Genomic DNA, 24,774 nt, shown 5'->3' on the forward strand with positions numbered 1-24,774 from the left:
AGTACGACTAGCGCTGCCTGCCAGGCTCCCGCAACGCCTTCTCCACCGCCGCGCGCGTCATCGGGTGATAGCCCGGCTTGGCTTCGGCGTAGATCTTCTCGGCCAGGTCTTTGCCCTTCGGCGTTTTTGCCAGTTCGCCGTAGAGCGGCACGACGAGGATGCGGCGGCCGATGCGCAGCATGTGTTCGCGCATCGCCGGATACGCGGCCTCATAGCCGCTGCCGATCGCCAGGCGGTACCAGCGGAACGCGATCTCGGCGTTGTGCGTGCCGGTCAGGTGATAAGCGTTGTCGAGCGCGTTTATTTGCTCGGCAGACAGCTTCGGCGGCAGCTGGTCGAGGAAGTACTGCCATTCCTGCGTCGACCAGGTCTGCGCATTCAGATCCTTCGCGCTGCGCTTGCCGACAACGAACTCGCTGCGCTCAATGTTTTGCACGGTAAAGCGGGCCGAGCTCGGCAGCGGCGCGTCGGCCGGAATGCCCGGCTGGTGCAGCCACGCGTTGACTTCGTCCATGTTCAACTTGCCCGGATGCTTGTCGAGCAGGTTCGCCTTCAGATAGGCGACGAACTGATCCGTCGTGATGCTCTGGAAGGCGAAGTGGTCGAAGTAGCCGCGCAGGAACGCATCGAACGTGTCGCGGCCGAACTTGCCTTCGAGGTATTGCAGGAACCACGAGCCCTTCGTGTACGGTACGTCGCTGAGCGAATCGTCCGCGTCCTTGCCGGTCAGATCGGGCACGAGCAACTGCTCGGCCGGCTTGGCTGTGGCGAATTCCTTTTTCAGCTCGTTCGCGGCGACGAGGAATTCCTCGTCGGCCTGCTGTTTCCCGTAGACTGCTTCGACGATGCGACCCTGCACGTAGGTCGTGAAACCCTCGTTGAGCCAGACGTGCTTCCACGCGGCATTGGTGACGAGATTGCCCGACCACGAATGCGCGAGCTCGTGCGCGATCACGCTGACCAGCGACTTGTCGCCGGCAATGATCGTCGGCGTGGCGAACGTCAGGCGCGGATTCTCCATGCCACCGAACGGAAACGACGGCGGCAGCACGAGGATGTCGTAGCGATCCCAGCGATAGGGGCCGTAGAGCTTCTCGGTCGTGACGATCATCTTCTCGATATCGTCGAATTCTTTCGCCGCCGCGGTCACGGTTTCAGGTTCGGCATACACCGCGCTGCGCGGACCGATTTCCTTGACCGCGATATCGCCGATCGCGAGCGCGAGCAGGTACGAGGGAATCTTCTGCGGCATCGCGAAGCGGAAATCACCGTCGAGCGGGTGCTTCGCGTCGTTGTTCGCGCTCATCACTGCGCGCAAATCTTTCGGCGTGGTGATGTGCGCGGTGTAGGAGAAGCGCACCTGCGGCGTGTCTTGCAGCGGAATCCAGCTGCGCCCGGCGATCGACTCGGACTGCGAGTAAACGAACGGATGCTTCTTGCCCGCCGTCTGGCCAGGATCGAGCCATTGCAGGCCGGCCGCGTCCGGGCTGGTCGAGTAGGCGATGTAGACGCGCTTCGCCTGCCGCGGCATCTTGATGCGCAGCGCCGAGCCGAGTATCGGGTCGGGCTTGTCGACCTGGAATTCAAGCGGCGGGTACTTCGGCTGGCCGCTCATGTCCTCGACGCGTTCGATCTTGAGACCGCTGGTGTCGAGCACGAGTTCGCGTGCGGCGGGATCGAGCCATTCCAGGTCGAGCACCGCGCTGCCGGACAGCACGTGCTTGTCGAACGAGACCGTGAGGTCCACGTCGAGCGCGGTCACGCGCACCTTGTCGGGTTGCGCGTAGGAATGCGGGTCGCGGCTTTCGGTCGATGCGTTGGCGTGCGCGGTAGTCATGATGGCGAGGCCCAGGATGCCGGCGACGGCGGTGCGAGCAAACGTGTTCATCGGTATTCCTATTTTGACAGCGCGCTGTCGTAGAACTTGACGAGATCGGATTTCATCTGCTTGAGCGCATCGAGGTTGAGATAGACCATGTGCCCCGACGGGTAATAGCTGAAGCTCAGGTTCTTGCGCAGGCTCGGGTCGATGTCGAGATGGGCGAGATCGTATTCGGTGGCGAAGAATGGCGTGGCCAGATCGTACCAGCCGTTCGCCGACAGCACCTTGAGATGCGGATTGGTGCGCATCGCCTCGGACAGATCGCCGACCATCGCCGGCAGCTGCACCTTGCGCGTCGAGCCGGAGATCGCATGCCGCCAGTCCCACTCGCCGATCGCCGCACCGGCGTTCATGCGATACGGCACGTCGCTCGGATACTTCAATTCGCGCGTCAGATAGTCGTTGATCGCGGAGAAGAACGCGCCGCTGATCGCCGTGCTCGACGGATCGAACTCGGGCGATTCGCCCGCGGCGTCGGCGTCGATGCCTTCGAAGCGGCCGTCGAAGCGGCCGAGCGTGCGGCGCTGGTCGCGCAGCAGTTCCTTGCGGAAGCGCGGCTGGCTGACGCGCAGGTTGGCGTCCTTCAGGTACTGCGGCGACAGGCCGATGTAGCGGCTGAGTTTTTGCGCGATCGCGTCGCGCTCGGCTGGGCTCAGGTCCTGGCCCTTGGCCAACGCCACCGAATATTCGCCGCGCGCGAAACCGCGCACCTCGTCGACGAACGGCTCCAGCGACGCGGGCTTGTTCGGAACCTTGTTGTGGTACCAGGCGATCGCCGCGAACGTCGGCAGCAGGTTGACGTAATCGTTGTCGAGGCCGGGCATGCGCGAGGCGTAATTCAGGATCGACGACAGCAGCACGACGCCGTTGAGCGCCACGCCGTGGCTTTCGAGATAGCGCGCAAGGCCGGCCGAACGCGGCGTGCCGTAGGACTCGCCAAACAGGAACTTCGGCGAGTTCCAGCGTTGGTTCACGGTGATGTAGCGGACGATGAAGCGGCCGAACGCGTCGATGTCCTGGTCGGTGCCCCAGAAGCGCTTGTTCGGATTGTCGTCCTTGTCCTTCTCGGCAGGCTTGCCGTCCTTGTCCTTGGGCAGGCCGTGCGAATAGCCGGTGCCGATCGCGTCGACGAAGACGAGATCGCTCTTGTCGAGCAGACTGTCGGCATTGCCGGTGACCTGATACGGCGCCGGCGCGGTCGCCTCGGGACTCGACGTGGCCACGCGCACCGGACCGAACGAGCCCATGTGCAGCCACAGACTCGCCGAGCCGGGACCGCCGTTGTAGAAGAAGGTTACCGGGCGCTTTTCGGAATCCTTGCCGTCGCCGACAGTGTAGGCGACGTAGAACACGCTCGCGTCGGGTGCGTCCTTGTCGTCGCGGATCGTCAGCGTGCCCGCGGTCGCCTTGTAGGCGTAGTTGCGGCCGTTGATCGATACGCTGTGGCTCGTGACGACCGATTTCTCTTCGGCGGCTTTGGCTTTTTCTTTATCCTTCGCCGCCGCAGATTTCGCCTCCGGCTTCTCCGCCTCGTCGTGCTCGACGGCCATGGCCATGCCGCTGGTGACCAACAGGATGGACAGGGCACAACTCAGGCTTCTGCGCATGGCGACTCCTCGGGCGAAAGTCCGCCATTTTGCCGCAGCGGAAAACCGCCGCACCGTGCCGAAAGCCCTGGGCGAACGGATCGAGGTGTTAAATCTTGTAACCGCGATGGATCGCGACGATGCCGCCGGTGAGGTTGCGCACGTCGACGCGCGCGAAGCCGGCGGTTTCCATCATCGCCTTGAGCGTGGCCTGGTCGGGATGCTTGCGGATCGATTCGGCGAGGTACTGATAACTTTCCGCATCGCCGGCGATCAGCGAGCCGAGGCGCGGCAGCACCTGGAACGAATGGAAATCGTAGAGTTTCTTCAGCAGCGGATCGCGCACCGCGGAGAATTCGAGGATCAACGCGCGCCCGCCGACGCGCAGCACACGCTGCATCTCGCGCAGCGCGGCGTCCTTGTCGGTGACGTTGCGCAGGCCGAACGCGATCGTCACCGCATCGAAGCTCGCGTCGGGAAACGGCAGTGCCTGCGCATTCACCTGGGCGTACGCCAAGCCGCGCACGCGGCCTTCGTTCAACAGCCGATCGCGGCCCTCGCGCAGCATCGCCGCGTTGATGTCGCCGAGCACGACGCGGCCACTCGCGCCGACCATCGGCAACAGCAGCGCGGCGATATCGCCCGTGCCGCCGGCGAGATCGAGCACCGCATCGCCCGCGCGCACGCCGCTCGTCGCCGCGAACCAGCGCTTCCACAGACGGTGGACGCCGAACGACATCGCATCGTTCATCAGGTCGTACTTGGACGCGACCGAAGTAAACACCTTGCCGACGAGCTTTTCCTTCTCGGCCACGGGCACGTCGCGGTAGCCGAAATGGGTGGTGTCGGCCGGGTTCGGATTCGTTTCGCTCATGCGCCTATCTTAACCCACCGCGTTCAACGCAAGGCCTGCGCGAGCGCCTTCTGCACTTCGGTCGCGATGTCGTCCTGGATCATCAGCAGATCGTCCACGGGGCGGTCGTAGGTTTCGGACCAGAGCACATAGCCGTCGTCGGCGCGCATCAGCCGTGCGGCCACGCGTAGGGTCGATGCCGACTTGCGCACGCTGCCATCGAGCACGTAAACGACGCCGAGCTGCCGGCCGACGTCGGCCACCGCAAGCTGCTTGCCTTTGAGGTAGAACGACGCGGTCGGCGCCGGTACGCGCAGGCCGGGAATCTTGCTGAGTTTGCCGATCAATTCCTCGGTGATGCCGTCGGCGAACTCTTCCTGGACCATGCCCTCGGTGAGATCGAGAAACGGCAGCACGCCGATCGACGGCGGTGCAGCGTGCGCGGCCACGGCCTCGCCCGCGGGATGGCGGTTCGCGAACAGCCAGGCCATGCCGAGGATCGCGATCAGCGCGATGACTGTGGCGAGTGCAATCCAGCGCCTCGTCGGTTTGGCTGGACCGGGCGCGGCAGCCGCGGATGCCTGCGGCGCCGTTTCGGCAGGTTCGGCAGCGTCGTCCGTCCACGGTCCGACTGCCGCGATCATGCGATAGCCGAGGCGCGGCACGGTCGCAATGTAGGCCGGCCGCTTTGGATCATCGCCGAGCTGGCGGCGCAACGAAGTGACGGCCTGATAGACCGAATCGGGCGTGACGATCACGCCGGCCCAGACCCGGTCGAGCAGTTCGTCGATGCTGACCACTTCGCCGGCGCGCGCGGCGAGGTGCAACAGCAAGCGCAGCGTGCGCGCATCGAGACGCACGGGCTCGCCGCCCGAGCGCGAGATCTCGCCGGCAAGGGCGTCCACACGCCAGGCGCCGATGCGCAGCGGAAATTTCGCCGATTCGTTCATGTCGCCGGATCGAAATGCGGGCGTGAAGTATAGCGGGGCCGCGCTCGTGCCTTGAGCGGGCGCGACGACTGCTTCTTTCAGAGAATTTCAGGACGTTTCAGGCGCGGCTCAGGACTTGCGCGGCGCGATCCCGGCACAGTCGGCGCGCGTTTCGTTCATCCACAGTCGACATTGCCAGCCCCAAAAAGGAGTCCCCATGCTGCACCGTTCCATTCTCGCCGCCGCGCTCGGGCTCGTCTCGCTGTCCGCGCAGGCGACGACCTACACGTTCGAGCCGAACTACACCCAGGGCATCGCGCGCTGGGTCCATCTCGGCTTCGCCAACCCGACCCTGCAGTTCGGCCAGGGCGAAGGTTCGCTCGAGTTCGATCCGGCCGATCCGGCCAAGGCGCGGGTCACGGTCACGATCCCGCTCGACAAATTCACCACGAGCGTGCCCGATCTCGACGAGCACCTGCGTTCGGCCGATTTCTTCGAGACGGCGAAGTACCCGACCGCCACATTCAAGAGCAATCGCGTCGAAAAGGGCGCGATGGCCGACCAATACAAAGTCAGCGGCGAACTCGAGCTGCATGGCCTGCGCAAACCCGTCGTGCTCGACGTGCGCCTGAACAGGATCGGTGTGAATCCGCGCAACAACTTGGCGACGATCGGCTTCGACGCGATGACCACGCTGAAGCGCTCGGACTTCGGCCTCGGCCGTTTCGTGCCGCAGGTCAGCGATGAGATCCGCATCGAGATCACGGCTGAGGCGGCGGAAGCGAAGAGCTACGCCGAATCGCTGAAAAAGCTGGCCGAAGAAGAAGCGGCGGAAAAGGCCAAGGCGGCGGCGAAAAAGAACTGAGTCGGTCGAACCGGCGATCGGCCGCCACGCTTTCGTGGCGGCTGATCGTCTAGTGCGCGCGGTGTCGTCCGGCCAAATGGCGGATCAGTGTGCGAACAGCGCCCAGAAGAAGATGGCCGCGCCGACGAGACCGAGTGCGGCCGATCCGATCCACGCCAGCCGCTTGCGCGTCAGCGCGGCGACGGCGCCGAGCGCGATCGCGACCTGCAGCATCGCCACCGAGTAGGCGAAATAGTGGTGCTGATGGATCAGGTGATCGGCTTCCTTGCCCTTTTCGTCGCGCTCGTGCTCGAACTCCTCGGCCTTCTTCTTGGCTTCCTGCTGTTCGTCCTTGTAGCGCTGGATATTCTTTTCGGTCTCGGGCGAAACCGGCTTGTCCGCGCTCGTGAGCACGCCTCGCTGGGCCTCGAGCACGACGGCCTTGATGCCTTTGGCCTGGTAGTACGCCCATTGATCGGAGGCTTGCGCTTGCAACTGCGTCGCCTCGGTCTTGAGCGCGAGTGCCTCATTGACCGTGCTGCCGGCGAGCAGAGATGCCACCGCCGCGACAGCGGCGAACAGCGCCGTGGTCAATGCGATCGTGCGCAGCAGTGAGCCTTCTTCCTTCTCGATTTCCTCGTGAATGGCTTCCTGCAGCTTATCGGTGTCGATTTCGATTTCTTCGGGCATGACGAGTTCTCTTCAAGTGATGAGCTTGGCCGGTTCAACCCCGATTTTTCGACTGCATCCCCTCTGTTAGTCTAGCGCAAGCCCCGTCTTCTCCGCGGTTTTCGCCATGACCGGACCATTGCCAGCTCCGCCTTCCGTTTGGTCGCGCCGCCGCTTCGGGCGCTGGGCGCTCGGCCTGATCGCGGGAGCCGCTGCGCCGTGGGCGCGGATGCGCGCAGGCGAGACCGAAGACTACGAAGTCGTCGTGCTGCGCGATCAAATGGTGCGCATGCGCGACGGCGTCCGTCTCGCGACCGACGTCTATCTGCCGGCGCGCAACGGCAAACCGGTCGCGCAGCGCTTTGCGGTCATCCTCGAGCGCACGCCGTATGGCAAGACGCTCGCCAGCCGCTCCGAACGCACGCCGGATAACCCACAGCCGAAATCGCGTGCCGAGGTTGCGGAATTCTTCGTGCGCCGCGGCTATGCCGTGATCTATCAGGACTGCCGCGGGCGCTACGGCTCCGAGGGCACCTTCGTCAAATATCTCGCCGACGGCAACGACGGCTATGACACCTGCGCGTGGATACTCAAGCAAGCGTGGTCGAACGGCCGCATCGGCACGATGGGCTTGTCGTACGCGGCGCACACACAAGGTGCGCTCGGCAGTGCCGGCGCACCCGGGGTGAAGGCGATGTTCCTCGACTCGGGCGGCTTCGCCAATGCTTATCAAGGCGGCATCCGCCAGGGTGGCGCGTTCGAGCTCAAGCAGGCGACCTGGGCGTTCTCCGAAGCGGCCGAGAGTCCGCAGATTCGATCGGATCCGAAGAAACTCGAAGCCTACAAGGCGATCGACATCAAGCGCTGGTTCGCGCGCCTGCCGTGGCATCGCGGTGATTCTCCGCTCGCGCTCGCGCCCGACTACGAAAACTACTTGTTCGAGCAATGGCAGCACGGCAACTTCGACGCCTACTGGAAGCAGCTCGGCATCTACGCCGAGGGCTTCTACGACCGGTACTGCGATGCGGCGATGGTGCATATGTCGTCGTGGTTCGACCCGTATCCGCGCACGGCGACGCAGAACTATCTCGGGCTGAAAAAACACAAGCGCGGACCGGTGCGCCTGATTCTCGGTCCGTGGACGCATGGCGACCGTCAACTGACCTATGCGGGCGATGTCGACTTCGGCGCCGAGGCGACGGTCGATGGTCATCTCGCGCCGGATTTCCTCACCCTGCGTCTGCGCTGGTTCGACCGCTGGCTCAAGGGCAGCGCCAATGGCGTCGACGCGGAAGCGCCCGTGCGCCCGTTCGTCATGGGCGGCGGCAGCGGGCGCAAGAATGCGGAAGGGCGCATGCAGCACGGCGGCCGCTGGCGCAACGAGCGCGACTGGCCGCTGCCGGGCATGCGCCTTGTGCCGCATTATTTTCACCCCGACGGCGCGCTGACGCAGGCGCCGCCACAAGCCGATGCCGCGCATCGCGAGTATCGCTACGATCCGAAGCACCCGGTGCCGACGATCGGCGGCACGGTGACTTCGGGCAAGCCGGTCATGGTCGGCGGCGCGTTCGACCAGCGCGAGGCAGCGCAATTCTTCGGTTCGACCGAGCCGTATCGCGCGCTTGCCGAGCGCGAGGACGTGCTCGTGTTCCAGACCGAGCCGCTGCACGAGGACCTTGAAGTCACGGGGCCTTTGCTCTTCGAGCTATGGGTTTCGTCGGACGCGCCGGATACGGATTTCACCGCCAAGCTCATCGACGTCTATCCGCCGAACGAGGACTATCCGCACGGCTACGCGATGAATCTCACCGACGGCATCCTGCGCATGCGCTACCGCGACTCCTGGGAAAAGCCGGCAATGATGAAAAGTGGAGAAATATACAAAATCCGCATCGAGGCCTTCCCGACTTCGAATCTGTTCCAGCGCGGGCATCGTCTGCGCGTCGATATATCGAGCAGCAATTTCCCGCACTTCGACGCGAATCCGAACTCCGGGGAAGCCGAGGGTTTTGCCGAACATCCGCGCGTGGCGACGAACCGCCTGCATCTCGACCGCACGCGGCCATCGCACGTGCTGCTGCCGGTCATCCCGGCACGGCGCTGATCAGAGCTGCGGCGCGCGCGACTTGCCCGCGGCGGCAAGCTCGTCGAGATAGGCCTGCCATTTCGCGGCCTGGTGCTTGCCGAGGTCGTAGAGCACGCTCCAGGAATAGATGCCGGTGTCGTGGCCGTCGTCGAAACGCAGGAGCACGCCGTACTGGCCGACCGGCGCGATTTCGGCGATGCCCACGTTCTGCTTGCCGTACTGAAGCACGCGCTGGCTCGGGCCGTGGCCTTGCACTTCCGCACTGGGCGAATGCACGCGCAGGTATTCGCAGGGCAGGCGGAATGTCTCGCCCGTGTCGAAGGCGACTTCGAGCACGCGCGAGGCGCGATGCAGGGTGATATCGGTCGGCTGTGGCGCGGCCCCGGTCATGGCGCTGCCGCCCGGTGCCGGTCGCTTACTGGAATCTTCCACCGCTGATGCGGCCATCGCCGCCGACTTCGGCGAAGTAGCGACTGTTGTTGTAGCGCATCTCCATCGTCGTCGGCATGTTCGGCAAGATCAGCAGCACGTCGGGATAGGCGGCATGGAATTCGTCCGCGGTCGGTCGGCGCGCGATGAACGCATCGAACGCGGCCATGTCGGTGACGAATCCGCGCACCGGCACCGGTGCGGCTTGCGATTTGGATGAAGAGGCAGACATGCCAGGCTGTCCGGAATGAGCGCAACCGGCGAGCGCCGCGACTGCGGCACAGAAGAAGAGCCAACGGGTCGGCCGTTTCACGCTGCGCTCAGGACGCGGGCAGCGCTTCAGGCGGCAGCGGAATCGGCGGCACGCCGGCGATGCGCGCGAGCAGCAGCATGTATGCCGTGCCGAACGCGATCGAACCGATCGCCGGGAACTCGTACGCGCCCGTGTCGGGATACCAGTTGGCGTTCGGATCGACCTCCTGCAGCAGCAGTGCGTCGGGCTCGGCGCCGGTGAGGCGGCCGACATAGCTGATTTCGCCGGTCTCGTCGTCGAGCATGTTGAGCGAGATCAGCGGCGTCACCGACGATGCCGACTGCGCGATCGTCTGCCAGTCGGCAAGATCGATCTCGGGCAGCGCCGGCAATGCTTCCTCATTGAGCTTGAGTGCGCGCTCGACGAACTCGCGACCGGGATCTTCCTCGACATGGCTCACATCGGACAGTGCGATCGCGAGGAAACCGTCGAAGCGCATCGCGTCGGAGACTTCCGCGATCAGCGCGAACTCGGTCGACATGCCGATCACGTAGCCGTGGGTCCAGCCCGCGGAAATCTTCTCGCGCATCACGCGCACGGGCACGCGCCCGTCGAGCGCCTCGCGCAACTGCGCGCGCGCGCCACGGCCGCGGAACTGGACGACGTTGTTTCCGCCTTCGCGGTGGTGGTTGATGATTGCCATTTCTATGCTTTTACCAATTCTTGCTTTCCCGGAAAACGGGAAGACGAGCAGAGTTACAGAATGTATCTGCTCAAATCCTGATCCTGCACCAGCGCCGCGAGGTGTTCGTCGACGTACTTCGCGTCGACGACGAACGTCTGCCCGCCGCGATCCGGAGCCTCATAGGATATCGTATCGAGCAGCCGCTCCAAAACCGTGTGCAGCCGGCGGGCACCGATGTTCTCGGTGCGTTCATTGACCTGGAAGGCGATCTCGGCGAGGCGGCGTACGCCATCGTCGCTGAATTCGAGTTTGACGTTCTCGGTCGCCAGCAGTGCGCTGTACTGCTTGGTCAGCGCGCTGTGCGGCTCGCGCAGGATGCGCTCGAAGTCGTTCGCCGACAACGCCGAAAGCTCGACGCGGATCGGGAAACGGCCCTGCAGCTCGGGAATCAGGTCCGAGGGCTTGGCCAGCGAGAACGCGCCCGAGGCGATGAACAGGATGTGGTCGGTCTTGATCAGGCCGTGCTTGGTCGACACGGTCGAGCCCTCGACCAGCGGCAGCAGATCGCGCTGCACGCCTTCGCGGCTCACGCCGGCGCCGCCCCAGTCGCCGCGCTGCGCGACCTTGTCGATCTCGTCGATGAAGACGATGCCGTTCTGTTCGGCCGATTCGAGCGCCTGCTGCTTGATCTCCTCATCGTTGACGAGCTGCGAAGCTTCTTCCTCGATCAGCAGCGGGCGCGCGGCCTTGATCGCAAGCTTGCGCTTCTGCGTCTTGTTGCCGGACATCTGCGAGAACATGCCCTTGAGCTGGTTGGTCATCTCTTCCATGCCCGGCGGCGCCATGATTTCGACGCCGACGTTGACCGCCGTTTCGATCTCGATTTCGCGCTCTTCGAGCGCGCCTTCGCGCAGTTGCTTGCGCAGCTTCTGCCGCGTGTCGGTGTCGAGCGACTCCGGCGGCGGCTGATCCCAGCTCGACGCGCGGCGCGGGATCAGCGCATCGAGGATGCGCTCTTCCGCGCGTTCCTCGGCCTGCGACCTAACCTGGTTCTTCGCCGCCTCGCGCGCCATCTTCACCGCCGCGTCGGCGAGATCGCGCACGATCTGCTCGACGTCCTTGCCGACGTAGCCGACTTCGGTGAACTTGGTCGCTTCGACCTTGATGAAAGGTGCGTTGGCCAGCGCCGCGAGCCGACGCGCGATTTCGGTCTTGCCGACGCCGGTCGGGCCGATCATCAGGATGTTTTTCGGCGTCACTTCGTTGCGCAGCGCCGGATCGAGCTGCATGCGCCGCCAACGGTTGCGCAGCGCGATTGCCACGGCGCGTTTGGCCGCGTTCTGGCCGATGATGAAACGGTCGAGTTCGGTGACGATTTCGCGGGGAGTGAGTTCGGACATGGTCGCTGGTGGTATGTGAATGGAGGGAAGGCTTCACCTCTCCGCGGGGAGAAGCTGGCGCGTAGCACGACGGGTGAGGAAAAGGCGTTTCATGCTCGAAAGGCATTGCCGATCGGCCAAGCTCTTCCCTCATCCGGCGCTTGAGTTATCGCCGTTTCTCCCGGTGGCGAAGGGCATCAAAGCTCTTCGATCGTGATGTTGTGATTCGTATAGATACAGATATCGCCCGCGATGCCGAGCGCCTTCTCGACGATCTCGCGCGCGGGCAGGTCGCTGTGCTGCAGCAGCGCACGCGCCGCCGCCTGTGCAAAGGGCCCGCCCGAGCCGATCGCGATCAGGCCGTGTTCGGGTTCGAGCACGTCGCCGTTGCCGGAGATCAGCAATGACACTTCCTTGTCGGCCACGGCCAGCATCGCCTCGAGCCGACCCAGGCGGCGATCGGTGCGCCAGTCCTTGGCCAGTTCGACCGCGGCGCGGGTGAGGTTGTTGCCGTGCTTGTCGAGCTTCTGCTCGAACAACTCGAACAGGGTGAACGCATCGGCCGTCGCGCCGGCGAACCCGGCGATCACCTCGCCCTTGGCGCCGAGCCGGCGTATCTTGCGTGCATTGGCCTTGACCACGGTCGCGCCGAGCGTGACCTGGCCGTCGCCGCCGATGACGACCTTGCCGTCGCGGCGTACACAGACGATCGTTGTGGCGTGAAAACTGTCCTGCATGGCGCACCCGTATGTCGATGGGCTTTCGATTATGGGGTCGGGGGTGGGGATTCCAAGTATGCGCTGCGTCTGCGGGAACGGTTTTGGGTCCCCGACAACACCTCGGTTGTACTAAGATGGTTGTGGGCCGTCCGCGGTCAGGCTCCGCGGCGAATGAACGAGGAGAATGTCATGTCTGAAATGACTAGACGCCAGTTCCTGAAAATCACCGGCACCACGCTGGTGGGTTCGAGTCTGGCGCTCATGGGCTTTTCCCCCGGTGTGGCGCTTGCGGAGGTGCGTGAGTACAAACTCACGCGCGCGACCGAGACGCGCAACACCTGCCCTTATTGTTCCGTCGCCTGCGGCATCCTGATGTACAGCCTCGGCGATCGCGCGAAGAACGCGCAATCGAACATCTTTCACATCGAGGGCGATCCGGATCATCCGGTCAATCGCGGCACGCTCTGTCCGAAAGGCGCGGGCCTCGTCGATTTCATCCACAGCGAGAGCCGACTCAAGGTTCCCGAGTATCGTGCGCCGGGCTCGGACAAGTGGCAGCGCATCTCGTGGAACGACGCGCTCGATCGCATCGCCAAGCTGATGAAGGCCGATCGCGATGCGAACTTCGTGGCGAAGAATGCAGACGGCTTGACCGTCAACCGCTGGCTGACGACCGGCATGCTCGCCGCGTCGGCATCGAGCAACGAAGTCGGTTATCTGACCCACAAGGTGGCACGCTCCTTAGGCTTACTGGCGTTCGACAACCAAGCACGTGTCTGACACGGCCCGACGGTGGCAGGTCTTGCCCCGACGTTTGGCCGAGGTGCGATGACGAATCACTGGGTCGACATTAAAAATGCCGATCTGGTTCTCATCATGGGTGGCAACGCCGCCGAAGCGCATCCGTGCGGCTTCAAATGGGTCACCGAAGCGAAGGCGCACAACAAGGCGAAGCTCATCGTCGTCGATCCGCGCTTCACGCGCTCGGCTTCGGTCGCCGACGTCTATGCGCCGATCCGCACCGGCACCGACATTGTCTTCCTCGGCGGGTTGATCAACTACCTCCTGACCAACGACAAGATCCAGCGCGAGTACGTGGTCAACTACACCGACCTGTCCTTCATCGTGAAGGACGAGTTCGCGTTCACCGACGGCATCTACTCCGGCTACAACGTCGACAAGCGCAGCTACGACAAATCGAGCTGGGACTACGCGCGCGGCGACGACGGCTACGTCAAGACCGATCCGACGCTGGCCGATCCGCGCTGCGTCTACAACCTGCTCAAGCAGCACTACACGCGCTACACGCCGGAGATGGTCGAGCGCGTTTGCGGCACGCCGAAGGACAAGGTGCTGCAGATCTGGGACATGATCGCCTCGACCGCCACGCCGGATCGCGCGATGACGATCATGTACGCGCTCGGTTGGACGCAGCACTCGATCGGCTCGCAGATGATCCGCACCGGTGCGATGGTGCAGCTGCTGCTCGGCAACATCGGCATCTCCGGCGGCGGCATGAACGCGCTGCGCGGGCATTCGAACATCCAGGGCCTGACCGACCTCGGCCTGATGTCGAACCTGCTGACCGGCTACATGACGCTGCCGGGCGAGAAGGAGCAGGATTTCGAGGCCTACATCGGTTTGCGAGCACAGAAACCGCTGCGACCGAACCAGCTCAGCTACTGGCAGAACTACCGCAAGTTTTTCGTCAGCTTCATGAAATCGTGGTGGGGCGATGCGGCGACGGCGGAGAACAACTGGGCGTTCGATTATCTGCCCAAGCTCGACAAGCAGTACGACATGCTGCAGGCCTACGAGCTCATGAACCAGGGCAAGATGAACGGCTATATCTGCCAGGGCTTCAATCCGCTCGCGGCGGCGCCGAACAAGGCCAAGCTCAGTGCGAGCTTTTCCAAACTGAAGTACCTCGTCATCATGGACCCGCTCGCGACCGAGACGAGCGAATTTTGGAAGAACTACGGCCCGCTCAACGACGTCGACTCGTCGAAGATCCAGACCGAAGTGTTCCGTCTGCCGACGACTTGCTTCGCCGAGGAGAACGGCTCGCTGACCAATTCCTCGCGTTGGCTGCAGTGGCACTGGAAGGGTGCCGAACCGCCCGGCGAGGCGCGCAGCGATCTCGAGATCATGGCGGGGCTGTTCCTGCGCATGCGCGATATGTACCGCAAGGACGGCGGCGCGTTCGCCGATCCGATCGTCAATCTGACCTGGAAATACGCGCAGCCGCACAGCCCGGACCCCGAGGAACTCGCACGCGAATATTCCGGCAATGCGCTGAAGGACCTGGCCGATCCGAAGGACGCGACCAAGATCACGCGCAAGGCCGGCGAGCAGCTCGCCGGTTTCGCCGAACTGCGCGACGACGGCAGTACCGCGAGCGGCTGCTGGATTTTCTGCGGCGCCTGGGGCCCGACCGGCAATCTGATGGCGCGGCGCGACAATGCCGACCCGACTGGCATCGGCCAAACGATCAACTGGGCCTGGGCATGGCCGGCGAACCGGCGCGTGCTCTACAACCGCGCGTCCTGCGATCCGCACGGCAAGCCGTTCAATCCGAAGCGCAAACTGATCGCGTGGAACGGTGCGGCGTGGGCCGGCGCCGACATACCCGACTTCAAGGTCGACGAGAATCCGGAGAACGGCATGGGGCCGTTCATCATGAATCCGGAAGGCGTCGCGCGCTTTTTCGCCCGCGCCAACATGGCCGAGGGGCCGTTCCCCGAGCACTACGAGCCATTCGAGTCGCCGCTGGCGACGAATCCGTTGAATCCCAATCAGCCGCAGGCGATGAACAATCCGGCGGCGCGTGTGTTCGCACAGGATCGCGAGGCGTTCGGCAAGGCCGACAAATTCCCGCACGTGGCGACGACGTATCGCCTGACCGAGCATTTCCACTACTGGACCAAGCACGTGCGCCTCAACGCGATCGTGCAGCCGGAGCAGTTCGTCGAGATCGGCGCAGCGTTGGCCGACGAACTCGGCATCGGCAACGGCAGCCGCGTGCGCGTCAGCTCGAATCGTGGCCACATCGAGGCGGTCGCGATGGTGACCAAGCGCATCAAGCCGCTGACGATCGAAGGCAAGACCGTGCACACGGTCGGCGTGCCGATCCATTGGGGCTTCCTTGGCGTGGCCAAGCCGGGTTATCTCGCGAACACGCTGACGCCGTTCGTTGGCGATGCGAACACGAACACGCCCGAGTTCAAGTCGTTCCTAGTCAAAGTCGAGAAGGTTTGAACATGTTCTCAAAGCTACTGCGCTCGATAATTTGCGCGCCGGCGGTGCTCGGAATCCTCACATACTCGTGTGTATGCTCCGGTTCCTGCGCTCCGGCGACGCGCAAATTCTCTTCGCTCGCTACGCTTTGAGGATATGTTCTAAGGAGAACCACGATGGCACTGCAATCGCTGGACATCATCCGCCGCTCGGCAACGACCCTGCCCGAACCGCAGGCGCGCGGCGCGCACGCGGGCCAGGTCGCCAAGCTGATCGACGTGTCCAAATGCATCGGCTGCAAAGCCTGCCAGGTCGCGTGCATGGAATGGAACGACCTGCGCGACGAGATCGGCACCTGCACCGGACATTACGACAATCCGCACGACTTGAGTGATCAGTCGTGGACGCTGATGCGCTTCGCCGAGTACGAAAATCCGAAAGGCGATCTCGAATGGCTGATCCGCAAGGACGGCTGCATGCATTGCGCCGACCCCGGCTGCCTCAAGGCCTGCCCGTCGCCGGGTGCGATCGTGCAGTACGCGAACGGCATCGTCGATTTTCACGAAGAGAATTGCATTGGCTGCGGCTACTGCGTCACCGGCTGCCCGTTCAACGTTCCGCGCATTTCGAAGAAGGATCACAAGGCGTACAAGTGCACGCTGTGCTCGGACCGCGTCTCGGTCGGCCTCGAACCGGCCTGCGTGAAGACCTGCCCGACCGGCGCGATCACGTTCGGCAGCAAGGAAGACATGCAGCAGCATGCCGCCGAGCGCATCGAAGATCTGAAGTCGCGCGGTTTCGACCAGGCCGGCCTGTACGATCCCGCCGGCGTCGGCGGCACCCACGTGATGTACGTGCTGCAGCATGCGGACCAGCCGCAGTTGTATAGCGGCCTGCCCGAGAATCCGAAGATCAGCGCGATGGTCGGCTTGTGGAAAGGCATCAGCAAGCCGCTCGGTCTGCTCGCGATCATCGCGACCGCGGCGGCCGGATTCTTCCACTACATCGGCATCGGTCCTAACGAGACCGACGAGCAGGACGAAGAAGCCGCGCGGCGCGAGCTGGAGAAGACGCCATGAGCACCGAACGCAAACGCGATGAAATTGTTCGCTACGAGCCGGCAACGCGGATCAATCATTGGATCGTCGCGATCAGTTTCGTCCTCCTCGCGCTGTCCGGATTGGCATTGTTTCATCCGGCGCTGTTCTGGCTGACGAACCTGTTCGGTGGCGGCCCGTGGACACGCATCCTGCATCCGTTCATCGGCCTCGTCATGGTCATCGCGTTCGTGTTCCTCGGCGCGAAGCTGTGGCACGAGAACGTCATGCAGCCGCGCGATTGGCAATGGCTGCGGCAGATCAAGGACGTGGTCAACAATCGCGAGGACGCACTTCCCGAGGTCGGCAAGTACAACGCCGGACAGAAGTTGCTGTTCTATGCGATTGTGCTTTGTCTCATCGGGCTGCTGCTGTCGGGTATCGTGATCTGGCGAGCCTATTTTGCCGTCTATTTTTCGGTCGAAGTGATCCGCTTCGCCTCGCTGCTGCATGCGTTCTGTGCGTTCGTGCTGATCTGCGCCATCATCGTTCACATCTACGCGGCGATCTGGGTCAAGGGGTCGGTGAAAGCGATGACGCGCGGCACGGTCAGTTACGGCTGGGCGTGGAAGCACCATCGTCTGTGGTTCCGCGAAGCGACGCGCGCGCAGCGCAAGTAACCGCCCGCGCGCGTCGCCCGTGATCGTCCGCAAGCAGCCCACCTTCCGCGACATCTTGTTTGCGCTGCGCGGCTCGATCCTGCCGCACATCGCGCCACGCATGCTCGCCGTGGCGGTGATCAGCATCGTTGCGGTCGTTGCCGCGGACGAATGGCCCGGCATCTTCAGTCGGATCAGCGCAATCCCATTCACGCTGATCGGCATCGCTTTGTCGGTGTTCATGAGCTTCCGCAGCAACGCCTGCTACGCGCGCTGGTGGGAAGGGCGCATGCTCTGGGGCGAGATGATCATCGCTGCGCGCTCGCTCGCACGCGAAATCGCGATCCTGCCCGAGTCGGATCGACAATTCCTGCTGCGCGGTGTGTGCGCTTTCGCCAATGGCCTTGGTGCGCGCCTGCGCGGCAACGACGTGGCCGCGGCGATCGCGCCGTGGTGCGACATCGGCAGCGATGCGCAAGGTCCCAATCCCACCGATGCCGTGCTCGGCCGCGTCGGCCGGCGCTGCCTGGAAATGATGCGCGACGGACGCATCGACGCGATCCACTATTCCGTGCTCGATCGTCAGCTCGACCGCCTCGCTCACGTGCAGGGCGGCTGCGAACGCATCCTGCTGACGCCGGTGCCGTTCTCGTATTCGCTGCTGCTGTTGCGCACCGCATCCGTGTTCTGCGTCACCCTGCCGTTCGCGCTGGCCGGGTCGCTCGGCTTCTGGACTCTGCTGCCCGTGTTGATCGTCGCCTACACCTTCTTCGGCCTCGACGCGCTCAGTCACCAGCTCGAAGACCCGTTCGGCCTCGCGCCGAATGCGCTGCCGCTCGCTGCGATGCAGCGCACGATCGAACGCGAGCTGCTCGCGCAGCTCGGCGAGGCGGAATTGCCGCCGCCGCTGCAGCCCGTGCTCGACGTGCTGAGTTGAAGGCGCGCGGGCGCGCTGGGGTCCTTACAGCCGGCACTCGATCGGCAGGATTTCCGGTCCGAGATCGGTGCGGTCCGCGCCAGCGTAGGTCAGTCCGTCGACCGGACGAGCGATGCCGCATAGCCACGATATCGGCACCTGTGCTGCGCCGGCGACCATGCCGGGACGCAAACTCAGCCATTTGCCGGCGATGACCTGGTTCGAGCGATTGCCAAAGCGCACGTGAATGGCGCCGTGATCGACCTCGACCTCGCTGATGAAATTGCCGATGATCTGCTTCGCCGCAGGCAGCCCGGCTTCGGCGTTGTCGAGCGGCAGGCGATGGGTCTTGGTGTGGAACGTCTGCACCGCATCGCGCGCGAACGCGACAAAAGCAACGGTCTCCTGCACCTGCGTTCGAATGACGCGATCCTGATAGCTTGGCAGCGACATTGCGGCGAGGATGCCGATGACCGCGACCACGATCATCAGCTCGATCAGCGTGAAGCCGGAATTTTTCGGGCGCATCGGAACTCCGCGACGTTTTTGTCTGATCTGTGCCATCTTCATCCCACCACCGAAGCCAATCCGAACACCGGCAGGTACATCGCGACCACGACAGCTCCCACGATGAGGCCCATCACCACGCGTGCCAGCAGCGGCGCAAACTGGGATTGATGCTCCGGCAGGGCCTCTGCGGTACGCCAGCGCGCGCGCAGCGCTGCCAAAGCGTCCGCGCGCTCGGGTAGCGCGACTACGGCGTGGAATTCGCTGTCGAATCCCCGCGCCTGAGCGAGTGACGCCGTCAACTCCTGGCCTGTATTGGCAAAGCGGAGCACCTCTGCGCATTCACGCGAAAGTAGTCCTCCGCTAAACCAGGTCCGCGCCGCTTCGACCGCCGCGCGTTGCGATGCCGCGTCGGCCGCGGCGAATCCGAGCCAGCCGGAAATACGGTCGGAGTTGCGCTCGCGCAGCACAGGACCGAGCAGAGGCAGGGACAGCAGCAGGCGATCGATCGGTCGAAGCAAGGGCCCGAGAAGTACGGGCAGGATGCGCCAGGTCAATACGGCGAGCAGTACGAAGATGGCTAGGTAGAGGAACGGCCCCGTTGGCCCTATCAGCGCAAGTACGACGCGCGTGAATGCCGGCAGCGGCGCGCCGGCCGCGGCGAACACTGCCTTGAACTGCGGCAAGACGAAAATGCCGTGTATGGCCAGAACCAGCACGAGCAACAGCACCTCGACGCCGATCGTGGACAGCGACATGCGGCCTTGCCTGCGCGAAATCTTGAGACGGGCGAGCAAGCGCAGCGCCGCGTCGCCGTGCCCCTGCGTTTCGCATGCGCCGACATAGTCGACGACACCCGCAAGGGGACTCGGACCGGCTGCAGGACCAACGAGACTGTCGATCGCGGACGTGAACGGCAGCGCCGGGTCCGCCCTCGACTGCGCCGGAAGCACCGCCTCGGCGACCAGGATGCGCACGGCGCCGGCCGGGGCGATCGACTCATCGCGCAAGGCCAGAAGACGCCGCGCTACTTCCGCGATACGGTGACGATTGGTGAATGCATTGGCCATCGACACTCCTCGCCCTGGATGCGGAATTGCAACGCTACTTGCGGCAAACGCCTGGCACGAATTTGGCCTCGACCGGATTCTCGGCGAGATCGCCGACGACGCGATACCCCGGCGGTGCCTTGGGATCGTACTCACCGCAGGACCAGAGAATCGACGCGGCCGGAGTTCCGGCATTCACCCAGGGCCGTAGCGTAAGCGTGCGCTCACGCGCGCCGGCGGCGAGGTCGTGGCCGAGTTCCAGCGTCGCGACGAGGACGCCACCGGCAACGTCGAGGCGGCGCAGATACTTGCCGCGCAGAGCCTCGGGCGCGCGCAATCCAGCCTCGCGATTGTCGGCCGGCATACGCCCCCAGCGTGCGTGGAATTCGTTCACGGCGACTTTTGCATCGCCGAGGAAGATCAGTGCTTCGGCCGCTTCCGCGCGCAGTTCGTAGTCGCTGTACGCGGGCATCGCGATCGCAGCGAGGATGCTGATGATCGTCACCACGATGAGCAATTCGACGAACGTGTATCCCGCGCCCAACGTGCGCAAGCCACCCGTGCGCGACCACCGACTGACAGAGCGTGTCATCCTCAAAGCCCCCCGATCCTCGTCGCGGCCGCAAGCTATCTGCGGCTACCGATTGCCGCAGCCTATCGGTCTTGCGCCACTCAGGCTAACCGGATTCCGGTCGTGGGTGAAGTCCCGTCCATCCTTGCCGCACTGGAAATTGCACCGCGTTGCGACGACGATAGCAATATGACGCAACGAATCCTCGAACCGGGTCAGATCGAACAGCTCGCGGCGCATGCAATCCCGCGCATCCGTCTGCCCGATCGCGCGCAGCTGTTCGCGCGGCGCGCCGCGCGCCTGCGCGCGCTCGCGGAGACGTCGCCGATCGGCGATTACCTGCAATTGTGTGCCGTCGTCGCCGAGGCGCAGCATGCGGCGCTCGCCGATTTTCCCGCGATGCTGCCAAGCGCGACGCAGATCGAAACCGTGCAAGCGCATCGCATGCCGCCGATTCCCGCGGCGGACGGCGCGCGCGCGAAGCCGTGGCGCGATGCTTTCGCCACGATCTGCGCCGCGGTCGCGCAGGCACCGCGCCTGCCCGCAGCCGCGACACAGCTCGCCGCGCGCCTGCGCAATGCCGGTCGCGATGAGCTCGAAGTACTGGCCGATTTGGTGCTCGGTGCGCGCGGAGGCGAGGTCGATGCGGCGGCGGCGCCATTCGTCATGGCTGCGCTGCAGGTCAACTGGGTGGCGCTGTCGAGCCGCTTCGTGGCCGACCAGGTGCGATCGCTCGACGTGCCGGGCTTGTGCCCGCTGTGCGGCAGCCTGCCGGTAGCGAGCCTCGTCGCAGCGCACGCGCCATATGCAGGCCATCGCTACCTGCATTGCACTCTGTGTGCCTGCGAATGGCACATGGTGCGCGTGCAGTGCAGCCAGTGCAGCGCGTCCGGCAAGGACATTGCCTACCGCTCGCTCAAGGCTATCGCCGCTAACGACACGGCCGCCGATGTCTCCGCCGTGCGCGCGGAAACCTGCGAGCACTGCCACAGTTACCGCAAGATTTTCTATCAGGAAAAGGATCCCGCGGTCGAGCCGGTCGCCGACGATCTCGCGAGCATCGCGCTCGATCTGCTGCTCGCCGAGGAAGGCTATGCGCGCGCGAGCGGCAATCCATTGTTGTGGCAACCGGCGGATTGAAGCGCATGGATGCCGAGGCCGCCAGCGCGCGCGAGCTGCCTTCGCTCGACCGCCTGCTCAACGCAGCAGCCGTTGCGCCGCTAATTGAACGCCACGGCCGCAGCCGTGTGCTTGCCACGTTGCGCGATGAGCTCGATCGATTGCGCGCGCGCGCGCTTGCCGGTGAACTCGCGCGCGAGGAACTCGATGCGGATGCGATCGCGCGCGTGGTCGACAAGCAGTTGACCGAAGCCGCACAGCCGCGCTTGCGCGCACTGTTCAACCTGACCGGCACGGTGCTGCATACCAATCTCGGCCGCGCCTTGTTGCCCGACGCGGCGGTGCGTGCGATCGCGCGCGCGGCAGCCGCGCCGGTCAATCTCGAATTCGATCTCGACACGGGCGGCCGCGGCGATCGCGATGACCTTGTCGAAGCGCTGATCTGCGAGCTGAGCGGCGCCGAGGCGGCGACCGTGGTCAACAACAACGCCGCGGCCGTACTGTTGCTGCTCAACACACTCGCGAACCGGCGCGAGGTGGTCGTCTCGCGCGGCGAGCTCGTCGAGATCGGCGGCGCGTTCCGCATCCCCGACGTGATGCGCGGCGCCGGCGCGAAGCTCGTCGAAGTCGGCACGACCAATCGCACGCATGCGCGCGACTACGGCGAAGCGATCGGCGCGCGCACGGCGTTGCTGATGAAGGTGCACGCGAGCAACTATGCGATCAGCGGCTTCACCGCGAGCGTCGATACCGCCGAGCTTGCGCAGATCGCGCATGCACGCGATTTGCCGCTTGCGGTCGATCTCGGCAGCGGCAGCCTGGTCGATTTCGCTACGTTCGGATTGCCGCGCGAACCGGTCGTGCGCGATGTGCTCGCGGCAGGCGCCGATCTCGTCGCCTTCAGCGGCGACAAGCTGCTCGGCGGTCCGCAGGCCGGCATCCTCGCCGGTCGCGCCGACCTGATCGCGAAGCTCAAGAAGAATCCGCTCAAGCGCGCGCTGCGTGCCGGCAAGCTTACGCTGGCCGCGCTCGAAGCCGTGCTCGGCTTGTATCGCGCGCCCGAATTCCTCGCTTCGAGGTTGCCCACGCTGCGCCTGTTGAACCGTCCTGTCGTGGAAATCGAAGAGCAGGCACAGCGCTTGCTGTCGATCGTGCAGCCAGCCCTGGCCGAACGCTATGACGTTGCGGTCGCTGCAATGTGCAGCCAGATAGGCAGCGGTGCGCTGCCGGTCGAACAACTCGCGAGCTGCGGTCTCTCGATCCGCGCGCGCAAGGGTCGCGGCAGTCTCGATCGCCTCGATGCCGCGCTGCGTCGTCTGCCGCGGCCGGTGCTTGGCCGCATCGCCGACAAGACGCTGTGGCTCGACCTGCGTTGTCTCGAAAGCGCCGACGAGGCGGAGTTCGCCGCGCAATTGAATTTGCTCTCGGCATGATCGTCGGCACTGCGGGCCATATCGACCACGGCAAGACTACGCTGGTGCGTGCGTTGACCGGCGTCGATACCGATCGCTTGAAAGAGGAGAAAGCGCGAGGCATTTCGATCGAGCTTGGCTATGCCTACGTGCCGGTCGAAGGTGCGGCGGGCGAGGGCGACGACATGCTCGGCTTCGTCGACGTACCGGGCCACGAGCGCTTCGTGCATACGATGGTTGCCGGCGCCGGCGGCATCGATTTCGTCCTGCTCGTCGTCGCCGCAGACGATGGCGTGATGCCGCAGACGCGCGAACACGTGGCGATCCTCGATTTGCTCGGCGTTACCAGCGGCGTCGTGGCGCTGAGCAAGATCGATCGCGTTGGGCGGACACGCGTGCGCGAGGTCGAGGCACAGGTCGCCGCTCTGCTCGCATCGACCGGCTTGCGCGGCGCGCCGATATTCGCGCTCAACGCCAGCGCGCCTGGCGATGCCGGCGTCGCCGCACTGGGCGCGCATCTGCATGCCGTCGCGGCAGACGCCGCACGGCGCAGCGAGGAAGGATTGTTCCGCCTCGCCATCGATCGCGTATTCACGCTCGCCGGCCATGGCACCGTCGTCACCGGTACCGTGCATGCGGGCCGCGTGCAGGTCGGCGATACGTTGACCGTGATGCCCACGGATATCGCGGCGCGTGTGCGCGGAATCCACGCGCAGAACCGCACAAGTACGGAAGGGCGCGCCGGCCAGCGTTGCGCAATCAATCTCGCCGGCATCGACAAGTCCGACATCGCGCGTGGCGATTGGCTGGCCGATGCGCGTGCATTCGAGCCGACGACGCATATCGATGTGCGCATGCGCCTGCTGGCGGGCTCTACGGCGTTGCGCAATGGCGCGCCGGTGCACGTCCATCTGGGTACCGCGCATCGTGTCGCCCGCGTGGTCCTGCTCGGTGGCGAGTGGGCGACGACGGCTGAGTCGGCGCATGCGCAACTGGTCTTCAATGTGCCGGTCTGCGCGACCCCGGGCGATCAGCTGATCCTGCGCGACGCACAGGCCGCGCACACGCTCGGCGGCGGCGTTGTGCTCGACCCCAACGCGCCCGAACGCAGGCGACGCAGTCCGAAGCGACTCGCCTGGTTGACCGCGATCGAGCACATGCTTGCTGGCGAAGGGGTGACGCCGCTGCTGGCCGAGGCCACTTACGGTATCGCGCCGACCGAGTTGGTGCGCCTGTGCGGACGTGCGCAGGAGCAAATTGTACTGCCGCATTCGGCAACACGGATCGAGACCGCGCATGGCGCGCACATTTTTCTCGCCGCGCATTGGCAGGTGCTACGCGCGCGTGCGCTGGCCGCACTGCAAACCATCCATGCGGAACAGCCCGACGAACCCGGTATCGCCGCGTGGCGCTGGCGTCGTCACGTTGCGCCGACGCTGGATGAGGCGGTTTGGCATGCGCTGATCGATGCGCTCGTCGCCGAACGCGCCGTGGCGCGCAGCGGGCCGTGGTTGCATCTGCCGCAGCATCGCGCCGAAATCAGCGATGCCGAAACGCGGCTGCTGCAACGACTCAAGCCGCTGATCGTTGCCGGTCGCTTCGATCCGCCGTGGGTGCGCGATCTTGCGGGCACGCTCGGTGCCGACGAGGAAGCGGTGCGCAAGACATTGCGCAAGGCCGCCGCGCGCGGCGACGTGTATCAGGTCGTGCGCGACCTGTTTTATGCCAACGAGTGCGTGGCCGAGCTTGCGGCGATTCTGCGCGAGCTTGCGCAGCGCGACGGCAAGGTCGAGGCGGCGCAGTATCGCGATGCAGTCGGCCTCGGCCGCAAGCGCACGGTGCAGCTCTTGGAGTTCTTCGACCGCATTGGCTACACTGGCCGCGTGCGCGATGCGCATGTCTTGCGCGGCGATGGCGTTTGGCGCATCGACGGTTGAAAGAGTTTGCGGAACG

The 24,774-nt window shown here is 64.7% G+C and carries 22 protein-coding genes; 9 read left to right on the forward strand and 13 right to left on the reverse strand.

The features are described 5' to 3' along the window. Positions 1–7: 7 nt before the first annotated feature. The 4 genes from F455_RS0106405 to F455_RS0106420 form a co-directional block, all read right to left on the reverse strand. Positions 8–1,888, reverse strand: coding sequence for a M1 family metallopeptidase (locus tag F455_RS0106405; protein WP_018972453.1), 1,881 nt, complete (start codon positions 1,886–1,888; stop codon positions 8–10). A gap of 8 nt (positions 1,889–1,896) precedes the next feature. Further along, positions 1,897–3,489, reverse strand: coding sequence for a S10 family peptidase (locus F455_RS0106410; RefSeq protein ID WP_020684057.1), 1,593 nt, complete (start codon positions 3,487–3,489; stop codon positions 1,897–1,899). A gap of 88 nt (positions 3,490–3,577) precedes the next feature. Continuing rightward, positions 3,578–4,342, reverse strand: coding sequence for a bifunctional demethylmenaquinone methyltransferase/2-methoxy-6-polyprenyl-1,4-benzoquinol methylase UbiE (ubiE, locus tag F455_RS0106415; RefSeq protein WP_018972455.1), 765 nt, complete (start codon positions 4,340–4,342; stop codon positions 3,578–3,580). Positions 4,343–4,365: 23 nt separating this feature from the next. Beyond that, a complete protein-coding gene (locus F455_RS0106420; RefSeq protein ID WP_018972456.1) occupies positions 4,366–5,271 on the reverse strand; it encodes a winged helix-turn-helix domain-containing protein in 906 nt (301 codons plus the stop codon). Positions 5,272–5,467: 196 nt separating this feature from the next. Here F455_RS0106420 and F455_RS20000 point away from each other — a divergent pair, with 196 nt between their 5' ends. Further along, the gene (locus F455_RS20000; RefSeq protein ID WP_018972457.1) at positions 5,468–6,115 is read left to right on the forward strand and encodes a YceI family protein; all 648 of its coding nucleotides are present in this window, start codon (positions 5,468–5,470) and stop codon (positions 6,113–6,115) included. 84 nt (positions 6,116–6,199) lie between these two features. Here the strand turns inward: F455_RS20000 and F455_RS0106430 are convergent, their stop codons facing one another. Beyond that, complete coding sequence (locus F455_RS0106430) at positions 6,200–6,784, reverse strand: DUF4337 domain-containing protein (protein ID WP_018972458.1); 585 nt, start codon at positions 6,782–6,784, stop codon at positions 6,200–6,202. 106 nt (positions 6,785–6,890) lie between these two features. On the opposite strand from F455_RS0106430, the gene F455_RS0106435 reads away from it, so the two are divergent. Next, a complete protein-coding gene (locus F455_RS0106435) occupies positions 6,891–8,867 on the forward strand; it encodes a CocE/NonD family hydrolase (protein WP_018972459.1) in 1,977 nt (658 codons plus the stop codon). On the opposite strand, the gene F455_RS0106440 is transcribed toward F455_RS0106435, so the two are convergent. The 5 genes from F455_RS0106440 to hslV form a co-directional block, all read right to left on the reverse strand. After that, positions 8,868–9,239, reverse strand: coding sequence for a gamma-butyrobetaine hydroxylase family protein (locus F455_RS0106440; RefSeq protein WP_018972460.1), 372 nt, complete (start codon positions 9,237–9,239; stop codon positions 8,868–8,870). Between the two features lie 25 nt (positions 9,240–9,264). Next, the gene (locus F455_RS0106445) at positions 9,265–9,510 is read right to left on the reverse strand and encodes a hypothetical protein (protein WP_018972461.1); all 246 of its coding nucleotides are present in this window, start codon (positions 9,508–9,510) and stop codon (positions 9,265–9,267) included. 88 nt (positions 9,511–9,598) lie between these two features. Next, complete coding sequence (locus tag F455_RS0106450) at positions 9,599–10,234, reverse strand: hypothetical protein (RefSeq protein WP_018972462.1); 636 nt, start codon at positions 10,232–10,234, stop codon at positions 9,599–9,601. Positions 10,235–10,287: 53 nt separating this feature from the next. Then, positions 10,288–11,616 carry an ATP-dependent protease ATPase subunit HslU gene (gene hslU / locus F455_RS0106455; protein ID WP_018972463.1) on the reverse strand — a complete coding sequence of 443 codons (1,329 nt, stop codon included), beginning with the start codon at positions 11,614–11,616 and terminating at the stop codon, positions 10,288–10,290. A gap of 176 nt (positions 11,617–11,792) precedes the next feature. Further along, positions 11,793–12,332, reverse strand: coding sequence for an ATP-dependent protease subunit HslV (gene hslV, locus F455_RS0106460; RefSeq protein WP_018972464.1), 540 nt, complete (start codon positions 12,330–12,332; stop codon positions 11,793–11,795). Between the two features lie 171 nt (positions 12,333–12,503). Between hslV and fdnG the strand changes: the two genes are divergently transcribed. The 4 genes from fdnG to F455_RS0106485 all read left to right on the forward strand — a co-directional run bounded on the left by fdnG (position 12,504) and on the right by F455_RS0106485 (position 18,184). Beyond that, entirely contained in the window at positions 12,504–15,572 is a 3,069-nt protein-coding gene (fdnG, locus tag F455_RS0106470) for a formate dehydrogenase-N subunit alpha (protein WP_157578490.1), read from the forward strand. 155 nt (positions 15,573–15,727) lie between these two features. Then, positions 15,728–16,630, forward strand: a complete 903-nt coding sequence (fdxH, locus tag F455_RS0106475; RefSeq protein WP_018972467.1) for a formate dehydrogenase subunit beta — start codon at positions 15,728–15,730, stop codon at positions 16,628–16,630. After that, positions 16,627–17,268 carry a formate dehydrogenase subunit gamma gene (locus F455_RS0106480; protein WP_018972468.1) on the forward strand — a complete coding sequence of 214 codons (642 nt, stop codon included), beginning with the start codon at positions 16,627–16,629 and terminating at the stop codon, positions 17,266–17,268. Before fdxH ends, F455_RS0106480 begins: the two co-directional genes overlap by 4 nt. A gap of 19 nt (positions 17,269–17,287) precedes the next feature. After that, positions 17,288–18,184, forward strand: a complete 897-nt coding sequence (locus tag F455_RS0106485) for a bestrophin family protein (protein ID WP_018972469.1) — start codon at positions 17,288–17,290, stop codon at positions 18,182–18,184. A gap of 24 nt (positions 18,185–18,208) precedes the next feature. On the opposite strand, the gene F455_RS23190 is transcribed toward F455_RS0106485, so the two are convergent. The 3 genes from F455_RS23190 to F455_RS23535 are packed head-to-tail and all read right to left on the reverse strand — an operon-like array spanning position 18,209 to position 20,311. Continuing rightward, the gene (locus F455_RS23190; protein ID WP_026293138.1) at positions 18,209–18,691 is read right to left on the reverse strand and encodes a pilin; all 483 of its coding nucleotides are present in this window, start codon (positions 18,689–18,691) and stop codon (positions 18,209–18,211) included. Between the two features lie 38 nt (positions 18,692–18,729). Next, positions 18,730–19,740, reverse strand: coding sequence for a type II secretion system F family protein (locus F455_RS23195; RefSeq protein WP_018972471.1), 1,011 nt, complete (start codon positions 19,738–19,740; stop codon positions 18,730–18,732). A gap of 34 nt (positions 19,741–19,774) precedes the next feature. Beyond that, the gene (locus F455_RS23535) at positions 19,775–20,311 is read right to left on the reverse strand and encodes a pilin (RefSeq protein WP_018972472.1); all 537 of its coding nucleotides are present in this window, start codon (positions 20,309–20,311) and stop codon (positions 19,775–19,777) included. A gap of 168 nt (positions 20,312–20,479) precedes the next feature. Here F455_RS23535 and fdhE point away from each other — a divergent pair, with 168 nt between their 5' ends. The 3 genes from fdhE to selB are packed head-to-tail and all read left to right on the forward strand — an operon-like array spanning position 20,480 to position 24,758. Further along, positions 20,480–21,430: a formate dehydrogenase accessory protein FdhE gene (gene fdhE / locus F455_RS0106505; protein WP_018972473.1), complete on the forward strand. Its 951-nt coding sequence runs from the start codon at positions 20,480–20,482 to the stop codon at positions 21,428–21,430. A gap of 5 nt (positions 21,431–21,435) precedes the next feature. Beyond that, positions 21,436–22,842 (forward strand): L-seryl-tRNA(Sec) selenium transferase, encoded by a 1,407-nt coding sequence (selA, locus tag F455_RS0106510; RefSeq protein WP_018972474.1) that lies wholly within the window; start codon positions 21,436–21,438, stop codon positions 22,840–22,842. Beyond that, a complete protein-coding gene (gene selB / locus F455_RS0106515) occupies positions 22,839–24,758 on the forward strand; it encodes a selenocysteine-specific translation elongation factor (protein ID WP_018972475.1) in 1,920 nt (639 codons plus the stop codon). The genes selA and selB overlap by 4 nt, the downstream gene beginning before the upstream one ends. Positions 24,759–24,774 lie beyond the last annotated feature (16 nt).

The organism is Rudaea cellulosilytica DSM 22992, from assembly GCF_000378125.1.
GTDB lineage: Bacteria > Pseudomonadota > Gammaproteobacteria > Xanthomonadales > Rhodanobacteraceae > Rudaea > Rudaea cellulosilytica.

Bases quoted from the DNA above. Each gene is read 5' to 3' on its own strand.
- ubiE (WP_018972455.1), bottom strand. From the start codon at position 4,342: ATGAGCGAAACGAATCCGAACCCGGCCGACACCACCCATTTCGGCTAC.
- F455_RS0106405 (WP_018972453.1), bottom strand. From the start codon at position 1,888: ATGAACACGTTTGCTCGCACCGCCGTCGCCGGCATCCTGGGCCTCGCC.
- F455_RS0106450 (WP_018972462.1), bottom strand. From the start codon at position 10,234: ATGGCAATCATCAACCACCACCGCGAAGGCGGAAACAACGTCGTCCAG.
- hslU (WP_018972463.1), bottom strand. From the start codon at position 11,616: ATGTCCGAACTCACTCCCCGCGAAATCGTCACCGAACTCGACCGTTTC.
- selB (WP_018972475.1), top strand. From the start codon at position 22,839: ATGATCGTCGGCACTGCGGGCCATATCGACCACGGCAAGACTACGCTG.
- F455_RS0106435 (WP_018972459.1), top strand. From the start codon at position 6,891: ATGACCGGACCATTGCCAGCTCCGCCTTCCGTTTGGTCGCGCCGCCGC.
- F455_RS0106480 (WP_018972468.1), top strand. From the start codon at position 16,627: ATGAGCACCGAACGCAAACGCGATGAAATTGTTCGCTACGAGCCGGCA.
- hslV (WP_018972464.1), bottom strand. From the start codon at position 12,332: ATGCAGGACAGTTTTCACGCCACAACGATCGTCTGTGTACGCCGCGAC.
- selA (WP_018972474.1), top strand. From the start codon at position 21,436: ATGGATGCCGAGGCCGCCAGCGCGCGCGAGCTGCCTTCGCTCGACCGC.
- F455_RS23195 (WP_018972471.1), bottom strand. From the start codon at position 19,740: ATGGCCAATGCATTCACCAATCGTCACCGTATCGCGGAAGTAGCGCGG.
- F455_RS20000 (WP_018972457.1), top strand. From the start codon at position 5,468: ATGCTGCACCGTTCCATTCTCGCCGCCGCGCTCGGGCTCGTCTCGCTG.
- fdxH (WP_018972467.1), top strand. From the start codon at position 15,728: ATGGCACTGCAATCGCTGGACATCATCCGCCGCTCGGCAACGACCCTG.
- F455_RS23535 (WP_018972472.1), bottom strand. From the start codon at position 20,311: ATGACACGCTCTGTCAGTCGGTGGTCGCGCACGGGTGGCTTGCGCACG.
- F455_RS0106440 (WP_018972460.1), bottom strand. From the start codon at position 9,239: ATGACCGGGGCCGCGCCACAGCCGACCGATATCACCCTGCATCGCGCC.
- F455_RS0106445 (WP_018972461.1), bottom strand. From the start codon at position 9,510: ATGTCTGCCTCTTCATCCAAATCGCAAGCCGCACCGGTGCCGGTGCGC.
- F455_RS0106410 (WP_020684057.1), bottom strand. From the start codon at position 3,489: ATGCGCAGAAGCCTGAGTTGTGCCCTGTCCATCCTGTTGGTCACCAGC.
- F455_RS0106420 (WP_018972456.1), bottom strand. From the start codon at position 5,271: ATGAACGAATCGGCGAAATTTCCGCTGCGCATCGGCGCCTGGCGTGTG.
- fdhE (WP_018972473.1), top strand. From the start codon at position 20,480: ATGACGCAACGAATCCTCGAACCGGGTCAGATCGAACAGCTCGCGGCG.
- F455_RS0106430 (WP_018972458.1), bottom strand. From the start codon at position 6,784: ATGCCCGAAGAAATCGAAATCGACACCGATAAGCTGCAGGAAGCCATT.
- F455_RS23190 (WP_026293138.1), bottom strand. From the start codon at position 18,691: ATGCGCCCGAAAAATTCCGGCTTCACGCTGATCGAGCTGATGATCGTG.